We start from the raw sequence: 16,008 nt of genomic DNA, 5'->3' as shown, positions 1-16,008 counted from the left end.
ATCGAAAAACCGGGTTGTCCGAACTCTGCGCAGCCTCCGTCAAATATGTGAGACTGCGTCAATGACGACCCCAACTCCGCCAAGTCTGTTGCAGCACCTGTGGAAAGCCGAGCTCATCGCGGGCCTGATCTCCGTGGTCCTGGGCGCCGCTGTGTTGGCTCAGCCCGGCATCTCGGTCGCGGTGGCGGCCATCTTCTTCGGTGCCTATCTGCTCGTCACCGGTATCGGCCAGGTGGTGTTCGCCTTCAGCCTGCACATCACGGCAGGCGGACGCGTGCTGGCATTCATCAGCGGCGCGGCGTCCCTGGTGCTCGCGGTGCTGGCCTTCCGCCATATCGGCGATGCCGTACTGCTGCTGGCGATCTGGATCGGTATCGGATTCATCTTCCGCGGGGTGGCCACCACGGTGTCGGCGATCAGCGATCCGGGGCTGCCCGCCCGCGGGTGGAACATCTTCCTCGGCGTCATCAGCCTGATCGCCGGATTCGTGGTGCTGGGCTCACCGATCGAGTCCATCGGCACGCTGGCGCTGGTGACGGGCATCTGGCTGGTGGTCACCGGTGTCGCCGAAGTGATCACCGCCTTCGGAATCCGCAAGGGCGCCAAGGCCGTTGACAAGGCCATCAACGAGGCGGCGACCAACGCCTGAGTCGATCGATCGTCAGTCTTGTGTGGCCGGGCGCACGTGTGCGCCTGGCCACACAATTCGCTGTTCGGCAGGTCTGGACCGCCGGCCGGATGAACTACTACAGTAAGTCGTAGACCAATCCCTCCGGCCCCGGGGAAGGCTCAATGGACGCACTGGACGTATCGAGGTGGCAGTTCGGGATCACCACCGTCTACCACTTCATCCTGGTCCCGCTGACCATCGGCCTGGCACCGCTGCTGGCCGTGATGCAGACCATCTGGGTGGTGACGGGCAATCCCGCCTGGTACCGGCTGACCAAGTTCTTCGGCAAGCTGTTCCTGATCAACTTCGCCCTCGGCGTGGCGACGGGCATCGTGCAGGAATTCCAGTTCGGGATGAACTGGAGTGAGTACTCACGATTCGTCGGCGACGTCTTCGGCGCACCGCTGGCCCTGGAGGGCCTCGCGGCGTTCTTCTTCGAATCCACCTTCATCGGGCTGTGGATCTTCGGCTGGACCAAGCTGCCCCGCCTGGTGCACCTGGCGTGTATCTGGATCGTCGCGTTCGGCGTGAACGCGTCGGCGTTCTTCATCATCTCGGCCAACTCGTTCATGCAGCATCCCGTTGGCGCGCACTACAACCCGGAGACCGGCCGGGCTGAGCTGACGAGCATCTGGGAGCTGCTGACCAACAACACCGGCATCGCGGCGTTCACGCACACGGTCGGCGGCGCCATCCTGACGGCCTCCACCTTCGTCGCGGCGATCAGCGCGTGGTGGATGGTGCGCAGCGGCAACACCGAGGAATCGCGCACCATGTTCCGCCCCGCGGCCCTGCTGGGCTGTTCCGTCGCCTTGGTCGCGGCCGCCTCGCTCACGCTCACCGGGGACGCCCAGGGCAAGCTGATGTTCGTCCAGCAGCCCATGAAGATGGCGTCGGCAGAATCGTTGTGTCACACCGAAACCGACCCGGATTTCTCGGTGCTGACGATCGGCACCCACAACAACTGTGACAGCGTCATGCACGTCATCGAGGTGCCGTACGTGCTGCCGTTCCTCGCCGAGAGCAAGTTCGAGGGTGTTCGGCTCGAGGGCGTGCAGGACCTGCAGAAGGCGTACGAAGCCAAGTACGGTCCGGGTGACTACCGGCCCAACCTGTTCGTGACCTACTGGTCGTTCCGCATGATGATCGGATTGCTCGCGTTCCCAGGGCTTTTCGCGCTCACCACGCTGTGGTTGACCCGCAAGGGCCGCATCCCCACGCAACGCTGGCTGAGCCTGTTCGCACTGGTGACGCTGCCCATGCCGTTCCTCGCCAACAGCGCGGGCTGGGTCTTCACCGAGATGGGCCGGCAGCCCTGGGTGGTCGCCACCAACCCGACCGGCGACCCGAACCTGCACCTGACCATCCGGCAGGGCGTGTCGGCACACAGCGCGGGCACGGTCTGGATCTCACTGATCACCTTCACCGTGCTCTATGCGCTGCTCGCCGTCATCTGGTTCTGGCTGATCCGCCGCTACACGCTGGAAGGGCCACTCGAACACGATGCCGAACCGGCGCCGCCCACCCCACCCGGTAGCGACGACGTCGCCCCACTGTCGTTCGCGTACTAGGAGGAGCAGCCATGGCACTTCAGCACCTCTGGTTCATCATCCTGGCCGCGCTGTTCCTGGGCTTCTTCGTCCTGGAGGGGTTCGATTTCGGTGTCGGCATGCTCATGGAGTTCTTCGGCCGCGCCGCCGACGGTGACGAGGGCGACGCCGAGCAGTACCGCCGCGCCGCGCTCAACACCATCGGACCGGTGTGGGACGGCAACGAGGTCTGGATCATCACCGCGGGTGCGGCGATGTTCGCGGCGTTCCCCGGCATGTACGCGACGCTGTTCTCGGGCCTCTATCTGCCGCTGCTGGCGATCCTGGTCGGCATGATCGTGCGGGTCTGCGCCATCGAATGGCGCGGCAAGATCGACGATCCGCAGTGGCGCCGGTGGGCCGACATCGGCATCGCCATGGGTTCCTGGCTGCCGGCCGTGCTGTGGGGCGTGGCCTTCGCCTCCATCCTGCGCGGCCTCCCCGTCGACGCCCACCACCAGATACAGCTGTCCTTCGGTGACGTGCTGAACCCGTACTCCCTGCTCGGCGGTATCGCCACGGCCGGCCTCTTCGCCTTCCACGGCGCGGTGTTCGTGACACTCAAAACCGAAGGGGCCGTGCACGATACCGCGCGCCGGTTCGCCAGCCGCCTGACCGTTCCGGTGACCGTGATCGTCGCCGTGTTCGGTATCTGGACACAGGTGGCGTACGGCAACGACGTCACCTGGATAGCACTGGGCGTCGCCGTGGTGGCCCAGTTCTCGGCGGTCCGGCTGGTGTGGACGCGCCGCGCCGACGGGTGGGCGTTCGCCGCGACGGCCATCGTCGTCGCCGCCGTGGTCGCCCTGCTGTTCAGCTGCCTGTACCCGAATCTCGTTCCCTCGACCCTCGATCCGGCGTGGAGCCTGACCATCCACAACGCGTCGTCGACGCCGTACACGCTCAAGGTGATGACCTGGGCCGCGCTGCTGCTCACCCCGTTGGTGATCTGCTACCAGGGTTGGACGTACTGGGTTTTCCGGCAACGGATTTCGGCCGCGCACATCCCGGCATCCATCGGGTTGTCCCGAAACGGCGGATCGCACTGACCCGATCGTCGGCCAGCCCCCGCATGACCGCCGGTCTGCGGCGGCACCTGGCGGCCACGGTCGGCAGTGGCGTGGTCATCACCGCGGCGGCGCTCGCCGCAGCGGTGATGACCGCACAGGTCGTGGCCGGGGTCATCACCACCCGGGCACCGCTGTCGCACTGGATACCCCAGCTGTTCATGCTCGCCGGGCTCTGGTCGCTGCGTGCCGGCGCCCAGTGGTGGCAGGCCAGGCTCAGCCAGCACGGCGCCACCGCCATGATCGCCGACCTCGACGCGCAGGTGCTGTCCGCCGTCACCGCGCTGCCGCCGCATCGTCGGCAGGCGGTGCACGATGAGGCCGCGATCCTGCTGACCCGCGGACTCGACGGGCTGCGACCGTACTTCACCCGATATCTGCCGGCCGTCGTGATGTCCGTGCTGCTGACCCCGGCGGCCGTCATCGTGATCGCCTGGTACGACGTGAAATCAGCCCTCATCGTGCTGATCGCGCTGCCTCTCATCCCGCTGTTCATGGTGCTGATCGGTGTCATGACGACCGAGCGGTCGGCGGCCGCGCTGGCCGCCATGGCCACGCTGCAGTCGCGTCTGCTCGACCTGATCGCGGGTATCCCGACGCTGCGGGCCCTCGGCCGTGCCGAGGGCGCCGCGCCGCGCATCACCGAACTGTCCGACGCCCACCGGCATTCGGCCCTGGCGACGTTGCGCATCGCGTTCCTGTCGGCGCTCGTCCTCGAACTGCTGGCGACGCTCGGGGTGGCGCTGGTCGCCGTCGGTGTCGGGCTGCGACTGGTCAGCGGCGGAGTCACCCTGCCGGTCGCGCTGACGGTGCTGCTCCTGGCGCCCGAGGTGTTCTGGCCACTGCGCCGCGTCGGCGTCGAATTCCATGCCGCACAGGACGGCAAGGTCGCGTTCGGACACGCCTACCGGCTGCTCGAGGAGGCCGGGCAACCGGAACCGGGCAGCGCACAGATCGGGGTACGGCCGACCATCGAACTGGAGCACGTGAGCATCGACGGCCGGGACGGGCCGGCGCCGCACGATCTGACGCTGCGGGCCACGCCCGGCTCGGTGACGGTTCTGACCGGCCCCAACGGCAGCGGGAAAAGCACCGCGCTGCAAGCAATTCTGGGGCTGACGGTGCCTGACGCCGGCCGCGTGCGGGTCGGCGACGACGAACAGCGCTGCGACGTCGGCACGCTGGACCGGCAGCACTGGTGGCACCAGATCGGCTGGCTGCCGCAACGGCCCGTACTCGTCCCGGGGACGGTGCGGGAAAACCTGGAATTGCTCGGCGCCCTCCCCGACCTCGACAGCGCCTGCCGCGCATCGGGATTCGACGAGGTGCTGGCCACCTTGCCCGCCGGACTCGACACCGTGCTGGGGCGCGGCGGGTCGGGGCTGTCGCTGGGCCAGCGGCAGCGCCTGGCACTGGCGCGGGTACTCGGCCGGCCCAGCCCGGTGCTGCTGCTCGACGAACCGACCTCACATATGAATGCCGAGCTGGAGATCCGGGTTCTCCAGGCGATCCGGGCCCGCGCCGCGGCCGGCGCGACCGTCATCGTCGTCGGACACCGTGACGCCGTGCTGGCCATCGGTGATGAGATCGTCCGGGCGGGAGGTGCTTCCCGTGTCCACAGTTAGATTCGCGATCGACCTGCTCCGGCCCCGGCTCCCCCGCCTGGCGCTGGCCGTCTTCCTCGGTTCCGCGGCACTCGGCAGCGCCCTCGCCCTGGCCGGGGTGTCGGCGTGGCTGATCACCCGGGCCTGGCAGCAACCGCCGATCCTGCAGCTGTCGGTCGCGGTGGTGGCGGTGCGGCTGTTCGGCATTTCCCGTGGGGTGCTGGGCTATTGCGAGCGCCTGGCATCGCACGACGTGGCGCTGCGCGCCGCCGGCCGGGCCCGCACCGAGCTGTACGGGCGGCTGTCCGCGGCGCCACCGGCGACGGTGCTGCGGCTGAGCAGCGGTGAATTGGTCTCGCGCGCAGGCGCTTCCGTCGACGACCTGGCCGACACCCTGGTGCGGTCGGTGCTGCCCGTCGCCGTCGCGACGGTGCTGTCGACCGCCACGGTGATCGTCATCGCCGTCATCTCACCCGCCGCCGCACTCGCCCTTGCCGCCGGGCTGGTGGTCGCCGGAGTCTGGGCACCGTGGCAGGCCGCGCGCGCCGCGGAAGCCACCGAAAACCTGGCGGCAGTACACCATTCGGACCGCGACGCGGCCGTCATGCTGGCGCTCGACCATGCCGCCGAACTGGCCGTGGCCGGCCGCCTCGGCGGTGTCATCGCTCAGGCCACCGCGGACCACCGCCGCTGGGGCGACGCCGCCGACCGTGCCGCGCGGCCCGCTGCCCTGGCCGGTGCGGTGCCGATCCTGGCCACCGGCGCCAGCGCCATCGCCGCGATCGTCGCCGCCATCTCGCTCACGTCGACCGTCGCTCCCACGACATTGGCGATCCTCATGCTGCTGCCGCTGTCGGCGTTCGAGGCCACCGGCGCGCTGCCGGGCGCGGCGGTGCAGTTGACCCGGGCCCGCATCGCCATCGCGCGGCTCACCGCAATGCTGGCCGAGCACCCCGACGACCGGGTGGTCATGGCCGTCCCGCCGCTACAGGTCGCACCCGGAGACCGGGTCGCCGTGCTGGGCGCCAGCGGCCGAGGCAAGACGACCCTGCTGCTGTCCACCGCCGACCGCTTCAACGAAACCGATTCACCGGCAGGGTTTTTCGCCGAGGATGCGCACCTGTTCGACACCACGCTGCGCGACAACCTCCTGGTGGCCCGCGGCGACGCCACCGACGGCGAACTCACCGCCGCCCTGACACGGGTCGGCCTGGCCCCCTGGCTGGGGACGCTGCCGGACGGGTTGTCCACCCTGCTCTCCGGTGGGGCCGCCGCCGTCTCCGCCGGCCAGCGGCGCCGACTGCTGCTTGCTCGCGCCCTGCTGACCGACTTCCCCGTCGTGCTCCTCGACGAACCGACCGAGCACCTCGACGCGGCGGACAGTCACCGCTTGCTCGCCGAACTCCTCACTCCGGGCGCGATGTTCGGCGCCGACCGCGCGGTGGTCGTGGCCACGCACCAGCTGCCGCCGGACGTGCCCTGCACGGTGCTGAACCTCGATTCCAGCAACTACGGGTACCCTGCGCAGTCATGAGCATGTATCCCGGTGGCGGGTATCCGCCGCCGCCACCACCGCCGTACGCCGACCAGGGGTACGGGGCGTACACGTCGACTCCGCGCAACGGTATGGGGACCGCCGCGCTGGTTCTGGGCATCGTGGGACTGCTGACCTCGTGGTCGGTGATCGGTGGGCTGCTGTTCGGGCTGGGTGCCGTCGCGTGCGGCATCCTCGGCCGCGGCCGGGTCAAGCAGGGACTCGCCGACAACGGCGTGGTGGCCGGCGCGGGCATCGTGCTCGGCGCGCTGGCGACCGTGCTCGCGGTGGTGTTCGTGTTCGTCGTGATCGGCTTCTACCGCCAGGTCGGTTTCAGCGACTACACCGACTGCATGACGCGCGCCGGGCAGGACCAGAACGCACAGAGCACCTGTGTCCAGAACTTCCGCGGCCGTATCGAGAAGGAATTCGGCGTAAAGGTCGACTGAGCCGACCCCAAAACCGTTAGCCCGGAAAGTGTTTGACGATGCCTTCCTGGGTAACCGTCGCCAGCACCTGACCGGCGCGATCGAAGAAATGGCCGGATGCCAGGCCCCGGGAGTCCGCGGCCACCGGCGACGTCGTCGAATACAGCACCCACTCGTCGAATTTGATGGGCTGGTGAAACCACACTGTGTGGTTCATGGTCACCGCGAAAATCCGGTCGTGCCCCCATGACAGCCCGTGGGTGGTGATGATCGAGTCGAGCAGCGTCGTGTCCGACGAGTAGACCAGCGCCGCGGCGTGCAGCACCGGGTCGTCGGGCATGGCGCCCATGGTCTTGAGCCACACGCGGTTGTGGTCGAGCTTGCCACCCTTGTCCCGCATCACCCAGGCCGGGTCATTGGTGTAGCGCCATTCGATGGGCTTGAGTGCCTCGACGAACAGCGGAACGGTCTCCTCGTAGCCCTTCAGCAGGTCGTCGATCGTGGGCAGCGACAACGGATCCGGCACCACCGGCGCCTTGACCGAGTGCTCGAGGCTGCGCCCACCCGCCAGATGGGACACCAGCGCCGTCGCCAACAGCGTGTCGCCCTGCATGACGTCGACGCGGCGGTTCGCGAAGCGACGTTCGTCGCGCAGCCGGACCACCTTGAACTCGAGGTCGCGCTCCGGGTCGCCACCGGCGATGAAGTGCGTCGACAGCGTCGTCGGCGGCAGCTTGGGCGGCACGGTACGGCTGGCGGCGACGAACGCCTGCGCCATCATCTGACCACCGAAGGTGCGAACCGGGTTCCGGCTCGGATGACCACCGGTGAAGGTGTCGTCGTCGACCTGGGTGACGTCGAGAACCTTGAGCAGTTCCTCGAAATCCGCAGTCGTCACGCGCTACCCCCGGCTCAGTGGTCTTCCTCCCCGATCCGGTGCACGTGGATCAGGTTGGTCGAGCCTACTGTGCCCGGCGGCGCGCCCGCGACGATGACCACCAGGTCACCGCGCTTGTAGCGGTCGAGCTCCAGCAGCGCCTTGTCGACCTCCTGGATCATGCCGTCGGTGCTGTCCATCTGCGGGACGATGAACGTCTCGGTCCCCCAGGTCAGCGCCAGCTGGCTGCGCACCTCCGGCAGGTCGGTGAACGCCAGCAGCGGCAGCGGTGTGTGCAGGCGGGACAGCCGGCGCACAGTGTCGCCCGACTGGGTGAAGGCGACCAGCGCCTTGGCATCCAGGCGCTCACCGATGTCACGGGCCGCGTAGGAGATGACGCCACGCTTGGTGCGCGGCACATGGGTCAGCGGAGGTGCGTCGGTGGAATTCGCCTCGACAGCTTTCACGATCCGAGCCATGGTCCGCACGGCCTCGAGCGCGTACTTGCCGACCGAGGTCTCACCGGAGAGCATCACGGCGTCGGCGCCGTCGAGAATCGCGTTGGCGACGTCCGAGGCCTCGGCCCGGGTGGGCCGGGAGTTCTCGATCATCGACTCCAGCATCTGGGTGGCGACGATGACCGGTTTGGCGTTCTCCCTGGCCATCTGGATGGCGCGCTTCTGCACCAGCGGCACTTCCTCGAGCGGCAGCTCGACGCCCAGGTCACCACGGGCGACCATGATCGCGTCGAAGGCCAGCACGATGGCCTCGAGGTTGTCGACGGCTTCGGGCTTCTCCAGCTTGGCGATCACCGGCACCCGGCGGCCCACCTCGTCCATCACCTCATGCACGAGTTCGATGTCGGCCGGTGACCGGACGAACGACAGCGCGATCAGGTCTACGCCGAGCTTCAGCGCGAACTTCAGATCGTCGATGTCCTTCTCGGACAACGCCGGAACGGACACGTTCATCCCCGGCAGGGACAGGCCCTTGTTGTTGCTGACCGGGCCGCCCTCGGTGACGGTGCAGACGACATCGTTGCCGTCGATCTTGTCGACCACGAGGCCGACCTTGCCGTCGTCGACGAGCAGCCGGTCACCGGCGCGGGCGTCTTCGGCCAGCTGCTTGTAGGTGGTCGACACGCGGTCGTGGCTGCCGTCGCAGTCGTCGACGGTGATCCGCACCGTTTCGCCGGTGCGCCACTCGGTGGGGCCGTCGGCGAAGCGACCGAGCCGGATCTTGGGGCCCTGCAGGTCGGCGAGAATGCCGACCGCGCGGCCGGCGGCATCGGACGCCGCTCGCACGCGCTTGTACGCCGTCTCATGATCGGCGTGCGCACCATGGCTGAAGTTCAGCCGCGCCACATCCATTCCAGCTTCGACCAGCGCCAGCACGGTTGCGTCGGTAGACGTAGCCGGGCCGAGCGTACAGACGATTTTTCCGCGCCTATTCACGGTGCATGAGCATAGTGGATCGATTCAGATAACGGCTTGCCGGGAGCGCTGTCGGCATCTCAACATCAGCCGAACAGCGAGTTGCCTCGTGGTGTCCCCAGCTCAGCGGCGCTAGGACTGCGTGAACGTCGGCACCAACGGAAATCCCGGCAGATTGCGGACCACCGTCCACAACACCATCGCCACCAGTGCGGTCACCAACGGCGGCGCCACCGACAGCCGCCGTCTCCAGCACACCACGAGCCAGACGGTCAGCAGCGGCAACCCCACGAGCGCGAAGACGTTGTCGACGACGGCTGCTGACAAGTCACCGTGCAAGACGTCGTGGGTCATCCGCAGCCCGCCGCACAGTGGACAGTTCCAGCCGGTGAGGGCCTTGAACGGACACGGCGGAAACCCGAATCCGGGGCGATGCGGGTCGGCGACGCCGATATACGTCAGAGTCGCCACCGCCACGGCCCCGGTGCCGGCTACTCCCGCCACACGCGCGACCCTGGCGGCTGACGTCATCAGTCCATGATGCCCGGCGACGACGCCGATCGCCGATTTACGCCGTTCGGCTGATGCTCAGGGAGACCTCGCACCGGACAGTGGAAAGGACCGACTCCGAACGAGGCCACTCGAGGAGCAGCATGGGAAGCAAGACCGGATTTCGCGTCGGCGTCGCCGATCCCATCATCGCGGCTCGCCCAGCAGCCGATACGTTCACCCGAGCCAGCTACCTCGGTGCGGTGGCGAATCGCGCCGACTCCTTCTGGGTGCCGGACCACCTCAACCAACTGTTCCCGCGCTCGTTGTGGAAACCGGAGTATTGCGGCTCCACCAGAGTTGTCCCGACGCTGGACGCCACCATGGAACCGTGGACCATGTTGGGGCACATCGCAGCTCGCAATCGAGTCGGTCGGATGCGACTGGGCGTAGGGGTGACCGATACGGGCCGGCGCAACCCGGCGGTCACCGCACAAGCCGCGGCGACACTGCACCTACTGACGCGGGGACGGGCGATCCTCGGCATCGGCCCCGGCGAGCGAGAAGGCAACGAACCCTACGGAGTCGACTGGTCCAAACCCGTCGCGCGGTTCGAGGAAGCGATGGCCACCATCCGCGCGCTCTGGGATTCGGGCGGCGAACTGGTCAACCGCGATTCGCCATATTTCCCTTTGCGCAACGCGCTTTTCGCGCTACCGCCATATAAAGGCAGGTGGCCTGAGATTTGGGTCGCGGCACATGGTCCACGGATGTTGCGGGCCGCGGGTCGCTACGGTGACGCCTATTTTCCGGGGTTCGCGCATCGGCCGAAAGACTTCGCCCAACGACTGGAGGTCGTCCGGACCGCGGCGTCGGACGCCGGACGCGATCCGATCGCCATCCTCCCGGCCCTCATGATATTCGTCGTGACCGGCCGAACCAGGGACGACGTCGATGCGGCGCTCGAATCCGAGATGGTGAAGTCAGTGGCGCTCAACGCCAGCGACGAGGTGTTCGGCCGCCACGGCGCCGAACATCCACTGGGGCCCGGCTTCGCCGGCGCGCAGGACATCCTGCCGCATGGCATGGACGAGGAAACGGCACTGTCCCACGTGGCTGCAGTCCCGCCCTCACTGATGCGGGAAATTGTCCTCAATGGCACGCCAGACGAGGTCGTCGAGCAGGCAGCGCTGTGGCGTGACTGCGGCGTCCGCTACATGGTGGTGGTGAACATCAGCGTCATGCAGCGCAACCTGCGGAAAGGCCTGGCCTCGATCCAGCCGTTCAACCAGATCGTCCGACGGCTCAAGAGGCTCTGATGGCGCACGAACGTCGGTGACCCCTCGACACCGACGTTCGCCGCGAATCAGCGACAATATTGCCGTATTGTAACGGTTCGGGCAAACGCAGCGGGAGTTATTGGCGCAACTGACCGTGCCGGATCAGCTCGTTGACGGACTCTTCCCACCTGGCCAACTCGGGGTCAGAGGTGAACGACGCCGGCAGGTGCCGGTCGAGGTGCCGGCGCAAGATGACCGAGCCCAGAGTCAGCACCAACGGATTCAGCCCGGCCCAGACCGCGTCGAGCCCCTCGGCGGCGTCCCCGGTGTCGATCATGCGCTGCCACCGGTCGATGCCGATCCGCGCCATAGCGTCGAATATTGCGATACCGCTTGGGGTTTCAGAAGCCACCGCCCGGCCCAGATAGTCCATCACCACCAGGTGGTCGGTGAGCAGGCCGTGCACCGCCCGGCCGATCGCGGCAACCGAGTCGGGCCCCGGACTTTCCAGCGCAGCGAACATGGTCGAGCTGATGAGTTTCATCGCCACATCGTCGACGGCCTTGATCAAACCGTCCTTGGTGCCGAAATGGTGCTGCACCAACCCGACTGAAACACCCGCGGTATCGGCCACCATCTGCAACGTCGCATCGGACGTGCCCCGCTGCGCAAACACGTTCAGCGCCGCATTGAGGATGCGGTCCTGCCGAGACTGCTGCAACTGCACTCCGTCGGCTATGTCATCCACAGGAGACATCCAACCACCGCACAACCGATCAGGACCGGCGAGTGAGGAACATACCGTTCGCATGAAAGTGCAGCTTGTGCGCACTTTTGCCGCGGGCGGAATCTGAGGCCGCGGTGGCCCTGCGCCTACGGTCCTGGTGTCACGCCCTCAGTGCAGGGTCAGCGACGAGGGCTTCCCGCTATGCATCGACGCTGCAACCACGGCCTGCGCCACTCACACTTCTGCGCCCAGGATTCAGGCTCAACGACAAGGGCCGCCGAGCGTGCGCGCAGTGCGTGCTCCTTGCGGGATCCGTGGTCTGCCCGCACATTCGCGGCCTCGTAGGCCAGACTCAGCCCTGTCGGCGCCACCAACGACGACGCGGGGCGGGCGGCTCCCAAACGGGAACCCCAACGGGCTCAACCCTTTCGGTGGCGTCGCCCTTCGGCGCGGGTGCTTCAGCCGGTTCAGCGTCGGCATCGTCTTCTGCGGCTTCGGCGTCAGCGTCTTCGGCCTCAGCGTTCTCGGCCTCAGCCTCTTCGGCCTCGGCGTCTTCGGACTCAGCCTCCGCAGACTCGGAATCCGTTGCCTCTTCGGACTCGTCGACAGCCTCGACCTCCGCGGCCTCCTCGGCTTCGGGTTCCTCGGCGGCCTCGGACTCCTCGTCCTCCACGGCGTCCTCAACGTCAGCGCTGTCGTCGGCGTCCGCAACCTCCGTCTCGACGGCGGCCTCGTCAGCGTCGGATTCCGTTGTCCCTTCGGCCTCTTCTGCCTCGTCAGCGGCTTCCGCAGAATCCACGGCCTCGGCGGACTCCTCGTCCTCCGCGGCGTCCTCAACGTCAGCGCTGTCGTCGGCGTCCGCGACGTCCGTCTCGACGGCAGCTTCTTCAGCCGCTTCCGCAGAATCCACGGCCTCCGCAGACTCTTCGGCCTCCGCAGACTCTTCGGCCTCCGCGGCGTCCTCGACGTCAGCGCTGTCGTCGCCGTCGGCAACGTCCGTCTCGGCGGCAGCCTCCTCAGCGGCTTCGTCGGACTCCGTTGTGCCCTCGGACTCCTCGGCCACCTCGACGGCTTCGGCCTCATCGGCATCCAGGTCTTCGGCTTCGGCGTCGGACTCGTCTGCTTCCTCGACCTCGTCGGAATCGACTGACTCACTACCGGATTCGTCGGCAGCCGTCTCGGCATCGGCGGCCTGTTCGGCGAGCGCCACGGGTTCGTCGGATTGGGTCTCGACGGCGTCGGCCTCGTCGGCGACGTCGGCATCGCCGCCCGATGCGGCAGTGGCAGCAGCACCGGCGGCGACGACCGCGGGCACCTTCACGGCAACTCCGGTGTCGAAATCGAGAACGTCGCCGGCGTCGTCGACCTGTCGGCCACCGAGCGTCGCCGGATCCTCACGGCCCCGCGGCGCGACCATCATGTAGACCACGGCACCGATGAACACGAACGTCGACGTGAACGAGTTGACGCGGATACCGGCGATCAGCGTCGCGGTGTCGCTGCGCATCAACTCGACGCCGAAGCGGCCGACGCAGTAGGCGGCGACGTACAGCGCGAACAGCCGGCCGTGGCCCAGCCGGAACCGGCGGTCCGCCCACAGCAGGAAGAAGAAAACCACGAGGTTCCACAGCAATTCGTAGAGGAACGTCGGATGCACGACCTCATAGACCTGCCCGGTCGAGACGCCGTTGAGCAGGTGCGGGTTCACCACACCGGAGCCGTCACTCCGCTGGAAGATCTGCAGGCCCCACGGCAGATCCGTGGGCCGGCCGTACAGCTCCTGGTTGAAGTAGTTGCCCAGCCGGCCGATGGCCTGGGCCAGGATGATGCCGGGCGCGATGGCGTCGCCGAACGCGGGCAACGGGATTCCGTGTCGGCGGCAGCCGATCCAGGCGCCGACGCCACCGAGCGCGACCGCGCCCCAGATGCCGAGGCCGCCATCCCAGATCCGCACGGCCGCACCGATGCCGGCGCCGCCCTCGGCGAAGTACGTCCGCCAGTCGGTCATCAGGTGGTACAGCCGGCCACCGATGAGGCCGAACGGCACCGTCCACAGTGCGATGTCGTAGATGACGCCCGCCTCACCACCGCGCGCGACCCAGCGGCGATCGCCGATGATCAGCGCGGCGATGATGCCGGTGATGATGCAGAGCGCGTAGGCCCGGATCGGTACTGGCCCCAAGTGCCAGACGCCCTGGGCCGGACTCGGGATGTATGCCAGCAACGATGTGGTCACGCGGAAACTTTCTGTCGTACTCCGTGGGCCAGTTCTTCGGACAATGCTCGTACCGCGGGGATACCGCCGTCGCCGAGCGCAGATACCAACGCCGAGCCGACGATGACGCCGTCGGCGTAGGCCGCTATCTCCGCGGCCTGTTCCCGCGACCGCACACCGAGGCCGACACCCACCGGGATGTCCGACACGGCACGCACCCGGGACACCAACTCGGGCGCCATGTTCGACACCGCGTCGCGCGCACCGGTGACGCCCATGGTCGAGGCGGCGTAGACGAACCCGCGCGAGGCCGCCGCCGTGGCGGCCAGCCGCTCCGGGGTGGACGACGGTGCCACAAGGAAGATGCGGTCGAGGTTGTGGGCGTCGGAGACGCCGAACCATTCGTCGGCCTCGTCGGGGATGAGGTCGGGCGTGATCAGTCCGAGCCCGCCCGCCGACGCCAGGTCACGCGCGAAAGCGTCGACGCCCCAACGCAACACCGGATTCCAGTAGGTCATGACGACGGCGTGCCCGCCGGCGTTGCTGATGGCCTCGACGGCCTTCAGCGCGTCGCGGACCCGCACCCCACCCTGCAGGGCGGTGTTGGTGGCGGCGGCGATAACCGGCCCGTCCATGCCCGGGTCGGAGTAGGCGACGCCGACTTCGATTATGTCGCAACCGGATTCGGTCATCGCGACCATCGCGTCGATCGAGGTCTGCACGTCCGGGTAGCCGGTCGGCAGGTACCCGATCAGCGCCGAACGCCCTTCGGCCCGGCACGATTCGAACAATCCAGCCAGTCGGCTCATGACGCTTCCCCAGTCTCACCGTCCAGTAGACCGAACCATTTCGCGGCGGTCTCGACGTCCTTGTCGCCGCGGCCGGACAGGTTCACGACGATCACCGAACCCGACCCCAGTTCGCTGCCGAGTTTCAGCGCGCCCGCGACGGCGTGCGCCGATTCGATCGCCGGGATGATGCCCTCGGTGCGGCACAGCAGGCCGAACGCTTCCATGGCCTCGGTGTCCGTCACCGGCCGGTACTCGGCGCGGCCGACGTCCTTGAGGTACGCATGTTCCGGACCGACGCCCGGGTAGTCCAAACCGGCTGAGATGGAATGCGATTCGATGGTCTGGCCGTCCTCGTCCTGCAGCAGGTACGAGAACGAGCCCTGGAACGCGCCTGGCGATCCGCCGGTGAAAGTGGCTGCGTGCCTTCCGGTTTCGACTCCGTCGCCGGCCGCTTCAAAACCGACCAGGCGCACACCCGGATCGTCGATGAAGGCGTGGAAGACGCCGATGGCGTTCGATCCGCCGCCGACGCATGCCGTGACCGCGTCGGGCAGCCGGCCGGCCTGCTGCTGTATCTGGACCCGCGCTTCCAAACCGATGACGCGCTGGAAATCGCGCACCATGACGGGGAACGGGTGCGGTCCGGCCGCGGTGCCGAAGCAGTAGTAGGTGTCGTCCGCGTTGGTGACCCAGTCGCGGAAGGCTTCGTTGATGGCGTCCTTGAGGGTCGCCGAACCGGCCTCGACCGACACCACGGTGCCACCGAGCAGCCGCATCCGGGCCACGTTCAGCGCCTGCCGGGCGGTGTCGACCGCACCCATGTAGACGACGCACTCCAGGCCGAGCAGCGCGCAGGCCGTCGCGGTGGCGACGCCGTGCTGGCCGGCGCCGGTCTCGGCGATGACGCGGGTCTTGCCCATGCGCTTGGCCAGCAGCGCCTGCCCGAGCACGTTGTTGATCTTGTGAGAACCGGTGTGGTTCAGGTCTTCTCGTTTGAGGAACAGCCGCGCGCCGCCGGCGTGTTCGGACAGTCGCGTCGCTTCGTACAGCGGCGACGGCCGGCCGGTGTAGTGCTGCTGCAGCCGATCGAGCTCGTCGAGGAACGTCTGGTCGGTGCGGACCTTGTCGTAGGCCGCGGTGACTTCGTCGATAACGGCCATCAGAGCCTCGGGCACCAGCCGGCCGCCGTAGGCACCGAAGTGCCCCTTGGCGTCGGGGTCGTGGCTTGTGGCTTCGGCGACCGCCGCGCTCATCCGCGGCAATTCGGTACCAGTGCGATCAGACATAAGAACTCGGGCTGCTTC

The 16,008-nt window shown here is 67.8% G+C and carries 14 protein-coding genes; 7 read left to right on the top strand and 7 right to left on the bottom strand.

All coding sequences use genetic code 11. The features are described from left to right. The first annotated feature begins 43 nt into the window (after positions 1-43). The 6 genes from ACJH6I_RS16840 (at position 44) to ACJH6I_RS16815 (ending at position 6,913) form a co-directional block, all read left to right on the top strand. Positions 44-649: an HdeD family acid-resistance protein gene (locus ACJH6I_RS16840; RefSeq protein ID WP_406784327.1), complete on the top strand. Its 606-nt coding sequence runs from the start codon at positions 44-46 to the stop codon at positions 647-649. A gap of 143 nt (positions 650-792) precedes the next feature. Continuing rightward, a complete protein-coding gene (locus ACJH6I_RS16835) occupies positions 793-2,241 on the top strand; it encodes a cytochrome ubiquinol oxidase subunit I (RefSeq protein WP_406784304.1) in 1,449 nt (482 codons plus the stop codon). Positions 2,242-2,252: 11 nt separating this feature from the next. Further along, the gene (cydB, locus tag ACJH6I_RS16830) at positions 2,253-3,308 is read left to right on the top strand and encodes a cytochrome d ubiquinol oxidase subunit II (protein ID WP_135357898.1); all 1,056 of its coding nucleotides are present in this window, start codon (positions 2,253-2,255) and stop codon (positions 3,306-3,308) included. A gap of 35 nt (positions 3,309-3,343) precedes the next feature. Next, positions 3,344-4,951 carry a thiol reductant ABC exporter subunit CydD gene (gene cydD, locus ACJH6I_RS16825; RefSeq protein WP_226522191.1) on the top strand — a complete coding sequence of 536 codons (1,608 nt, stop codon included), beginning with the start codon at positions 3,344-3,346 and terminating at the stop codon, positions 4,949-4,951. Then, the gene (locus tag ACJH6I_RS16820; protein WP_135357900.1) at positions 4,908-6,464 is read left to right on the top strand and encodes an ATP-binding cassette domain-containing protein; all 1,557 of its coding nucleotides are present in this window, start codon (positions 4,908-4,910) and stop codon (positions 6,462-6,464) included. Before cydD ends, ACJH6I_RS16820 begins: the two co-directional genes overlap by 44 nt. After that, on the top strand, positions 6,461-6,913 hold the full coding sequence (locus ACJH6I_RS16815; RefSeq protein ID WP_406784303.1) for a DUF4190 domain-containing protein: 453 nt from the start codon (positions 6,461-6,463) through the stop codon (positions 6,911-6,913). The genes ACJH6I_RS16820 and ACJH6I_RS16815 overlap by 4 nt, the downstream gene beginning before the upstream one ends. Positions 6,914-6,929: 16 nt before the next feature. On the opposite strand, the gene ACJH6I_RS16810 is transcribed toward ACJH6I_RS16815, so the two are convergent. The 3 genes from ACJH6I_RS16810 to ACJH6I_RS16800 form a co-directional block, all read right to left on the bottom strand. Further along, positions 6,930-7,790: an acyl-CoA thioesterase II gene (locus ACJH6I_RS16810; protein ID WP_133427729.1), complete on the bottom strand. Its 861-nt coding sequence runs from the start codon at positions 7,788-7,790 to the stop codon at positions 6,930-6,932. 14 nt (positions 7,791-7,804) lie between these two features. Further along, positions 7,805-9,223 carry a pyruvate kinase gene (gene pyk / locus ACJH6I_RS16805; protein ID WP_061007346.1) on the bottom strand — a complete coding sequence of 473 codons (1,419 nt, stop codon included), beginning with the start codon at positions 9,221-9,223 and terminating at the stop codon, positions 7,805-7,807. Positions 9,224-9,334: 111 nt separating this feature from the next. Then, positions 9,335-9,733, bottom strand: a complete 399-nt coding sequence (locus tag ACJH6I_RS16800; RefSeq protein ID WP_061007347.1) for a DUF2752 domain-containing protein — start codon at positions 9,731-9,733, stop codon at positions 9,335-9,337. A 122-nt stretch (positions 9,734-9,855) separates the two neighbouring features. Here ACJH6I_RS16800 and ACJH6I_RS16795 point away from each other — a divergent pair, with 122 nt between their 5' ends. Continuing rightward, entirely contained in the window at positions 9,856-11,010 is a 1,155-nt protein-coding gene (locus ACJH6I_RS16795; protein WP_406784302.1) for an LLM class flavin-dependent oxidoreductase, read from the top strand. Between the two features lie 97 nt (positions 11,011-11,107). On the opposite strand, the gene ACJH6I_RS16790 is transcribed toward ACJH6I_RS16795, so the two are convergent. The 4 genes from ACJH6I_RS16790 to trpB all read right to left on the bottom strand — a co-directional run bounded on the left by ACJH6I_RS16790 (position 11,108) and on the right by trpB (position 15,990). Continuing rightward, on the bottom strand, positions 11,108-11,728 hold the full coding sequence (locus tag ACJH6I_RS16790) for a TetR/AcrR family transcriptional regulator (RefSeq protein ID WP_064859558.1): 621 nt from the start codon (positions 11,726-11,728) through the stop codon (positions 11,108-11,110). A gap of 322 nt (positions 11,729-12,050) precedes the next feature. After that, positions 12,051-13,934: a prolipoprotein diacylglyceryl transferase gene (lgt, locus tag ACJH6I_RS16785; protein WP_226518690.1), complete on the bottom strand. Its 1,884-nt coding sequence runs from the start codon at positions 13,932-13,934 to the stop codon at positions 12,051-12,053. After that, the gene (trpA, locus tag ACJH6I_RS16780) at positions 13,931-14,722 is read right to left on the bottom strand and encodes a tryptophan synthase subunit alpha (protein WP_060999605.1); all 792 of its coding nucleotides are present in this window, start codon (positions 14,720-14,722) and stop codon (positions 13,931-13,933) included. The genes lgt and trpA overlap by 4 nt, the downstream gene beginning before the upstream one ends. After that, complete coding sequence (gene trpB / locus ACJH6I_RS16775) at positions 14,719-15,990, bottom strand: tryptophan synthase subunit beta (protein WP_060999607.1); 1,272 nt, start codon at positions 15,988-15,990, stop codon at positions 14,719-14,721. Before trpB ends, trpA begins: the two co-directional genes overlap by 4 nt. Positions 15,991-16,008 lie beyond the last annotated feature (18 nt).

This window comes from Mycobacterium sp. SMC-13 (assembly GCF_045311035.1).
GTDB lineage: Bacteria > Actinomycetota > Actinomycetes > Mycobacteriales > Mycobacteriaceae > Mycobacterium.
The sequence above is the reverse complement of the archived record's forward strand: the minus strand, read 5'-3'. Positions and strand labels throughout refer to the sequence as shown.

Excerpts from the sequence above, each read along its gene's own strand:
- ACJH6I_RS16790 (WP_064859558.1), bottom strand. The coding sequence starts at position 11,728 with ATGTCTCCTGTGGATGACATAGCCGACGGAGTGCAGTTGCAGCAGTCT.
- cydB (WP_135357898.1), top strand. The coding sequence starts at position 2,253 with ATGGCACTTCAGCACCTCTGGTTCATCATCCTGGCCGCGCTGTTCCTG.
- trpB (WP_060999607.1), bottom strand. The coding sequence starts at position 15,990 with ATGTCTGATCGCACTGGTACCGAATTGCCGCGGATGAGCGCGGCGGTC.
- ACJH6I_RS16835 (WP_406784304.1), top strand. The coding sequence starts at position 793 with ATGGACGCACTGGACGTATCGAGGTGGCAGTTCGGGATCACCACCGTC.
- ACJH6I_RS16800 (WP_061007347.1), bottom strand. The coding sequence starts at position 9,733 with ATGACGTCAGCCGCCAGGGTCGCGCGTGTGGCGGGAGTAGCCGGCACC.
- ACJH6I_RS16820 (WP_135357900.1), top strand. The coding sequence starts at position 4,908 with ATGAGATCGTCCGGGCGGGAGGTGCTTCCCGTGTCCACAGTTAGATTC.
- ACJH6I_RS16815 (WP_406784303.1), top strand. The coding sequence starts at position 6,461 with ATGAGCATGTATCCCGGTGGCGGGTATCCGCCGCCGCCACCACCGCCG.
- ACJH6I_RS16795 (WP_406784302.1), top strand. The coding sequence starts at position 9,856 with ATGGGAAGCAAGACCGGATTTCGCGTCGGCGTCGCCGATCCCATCATC.
- trpA (WP_060999605.1), bottom strand. The coding sequence starts at position 14,722 with ATGAGCCGACTGGCTGGATTGTTCGAATCGTGCCGGGCCGAAGGGCGT.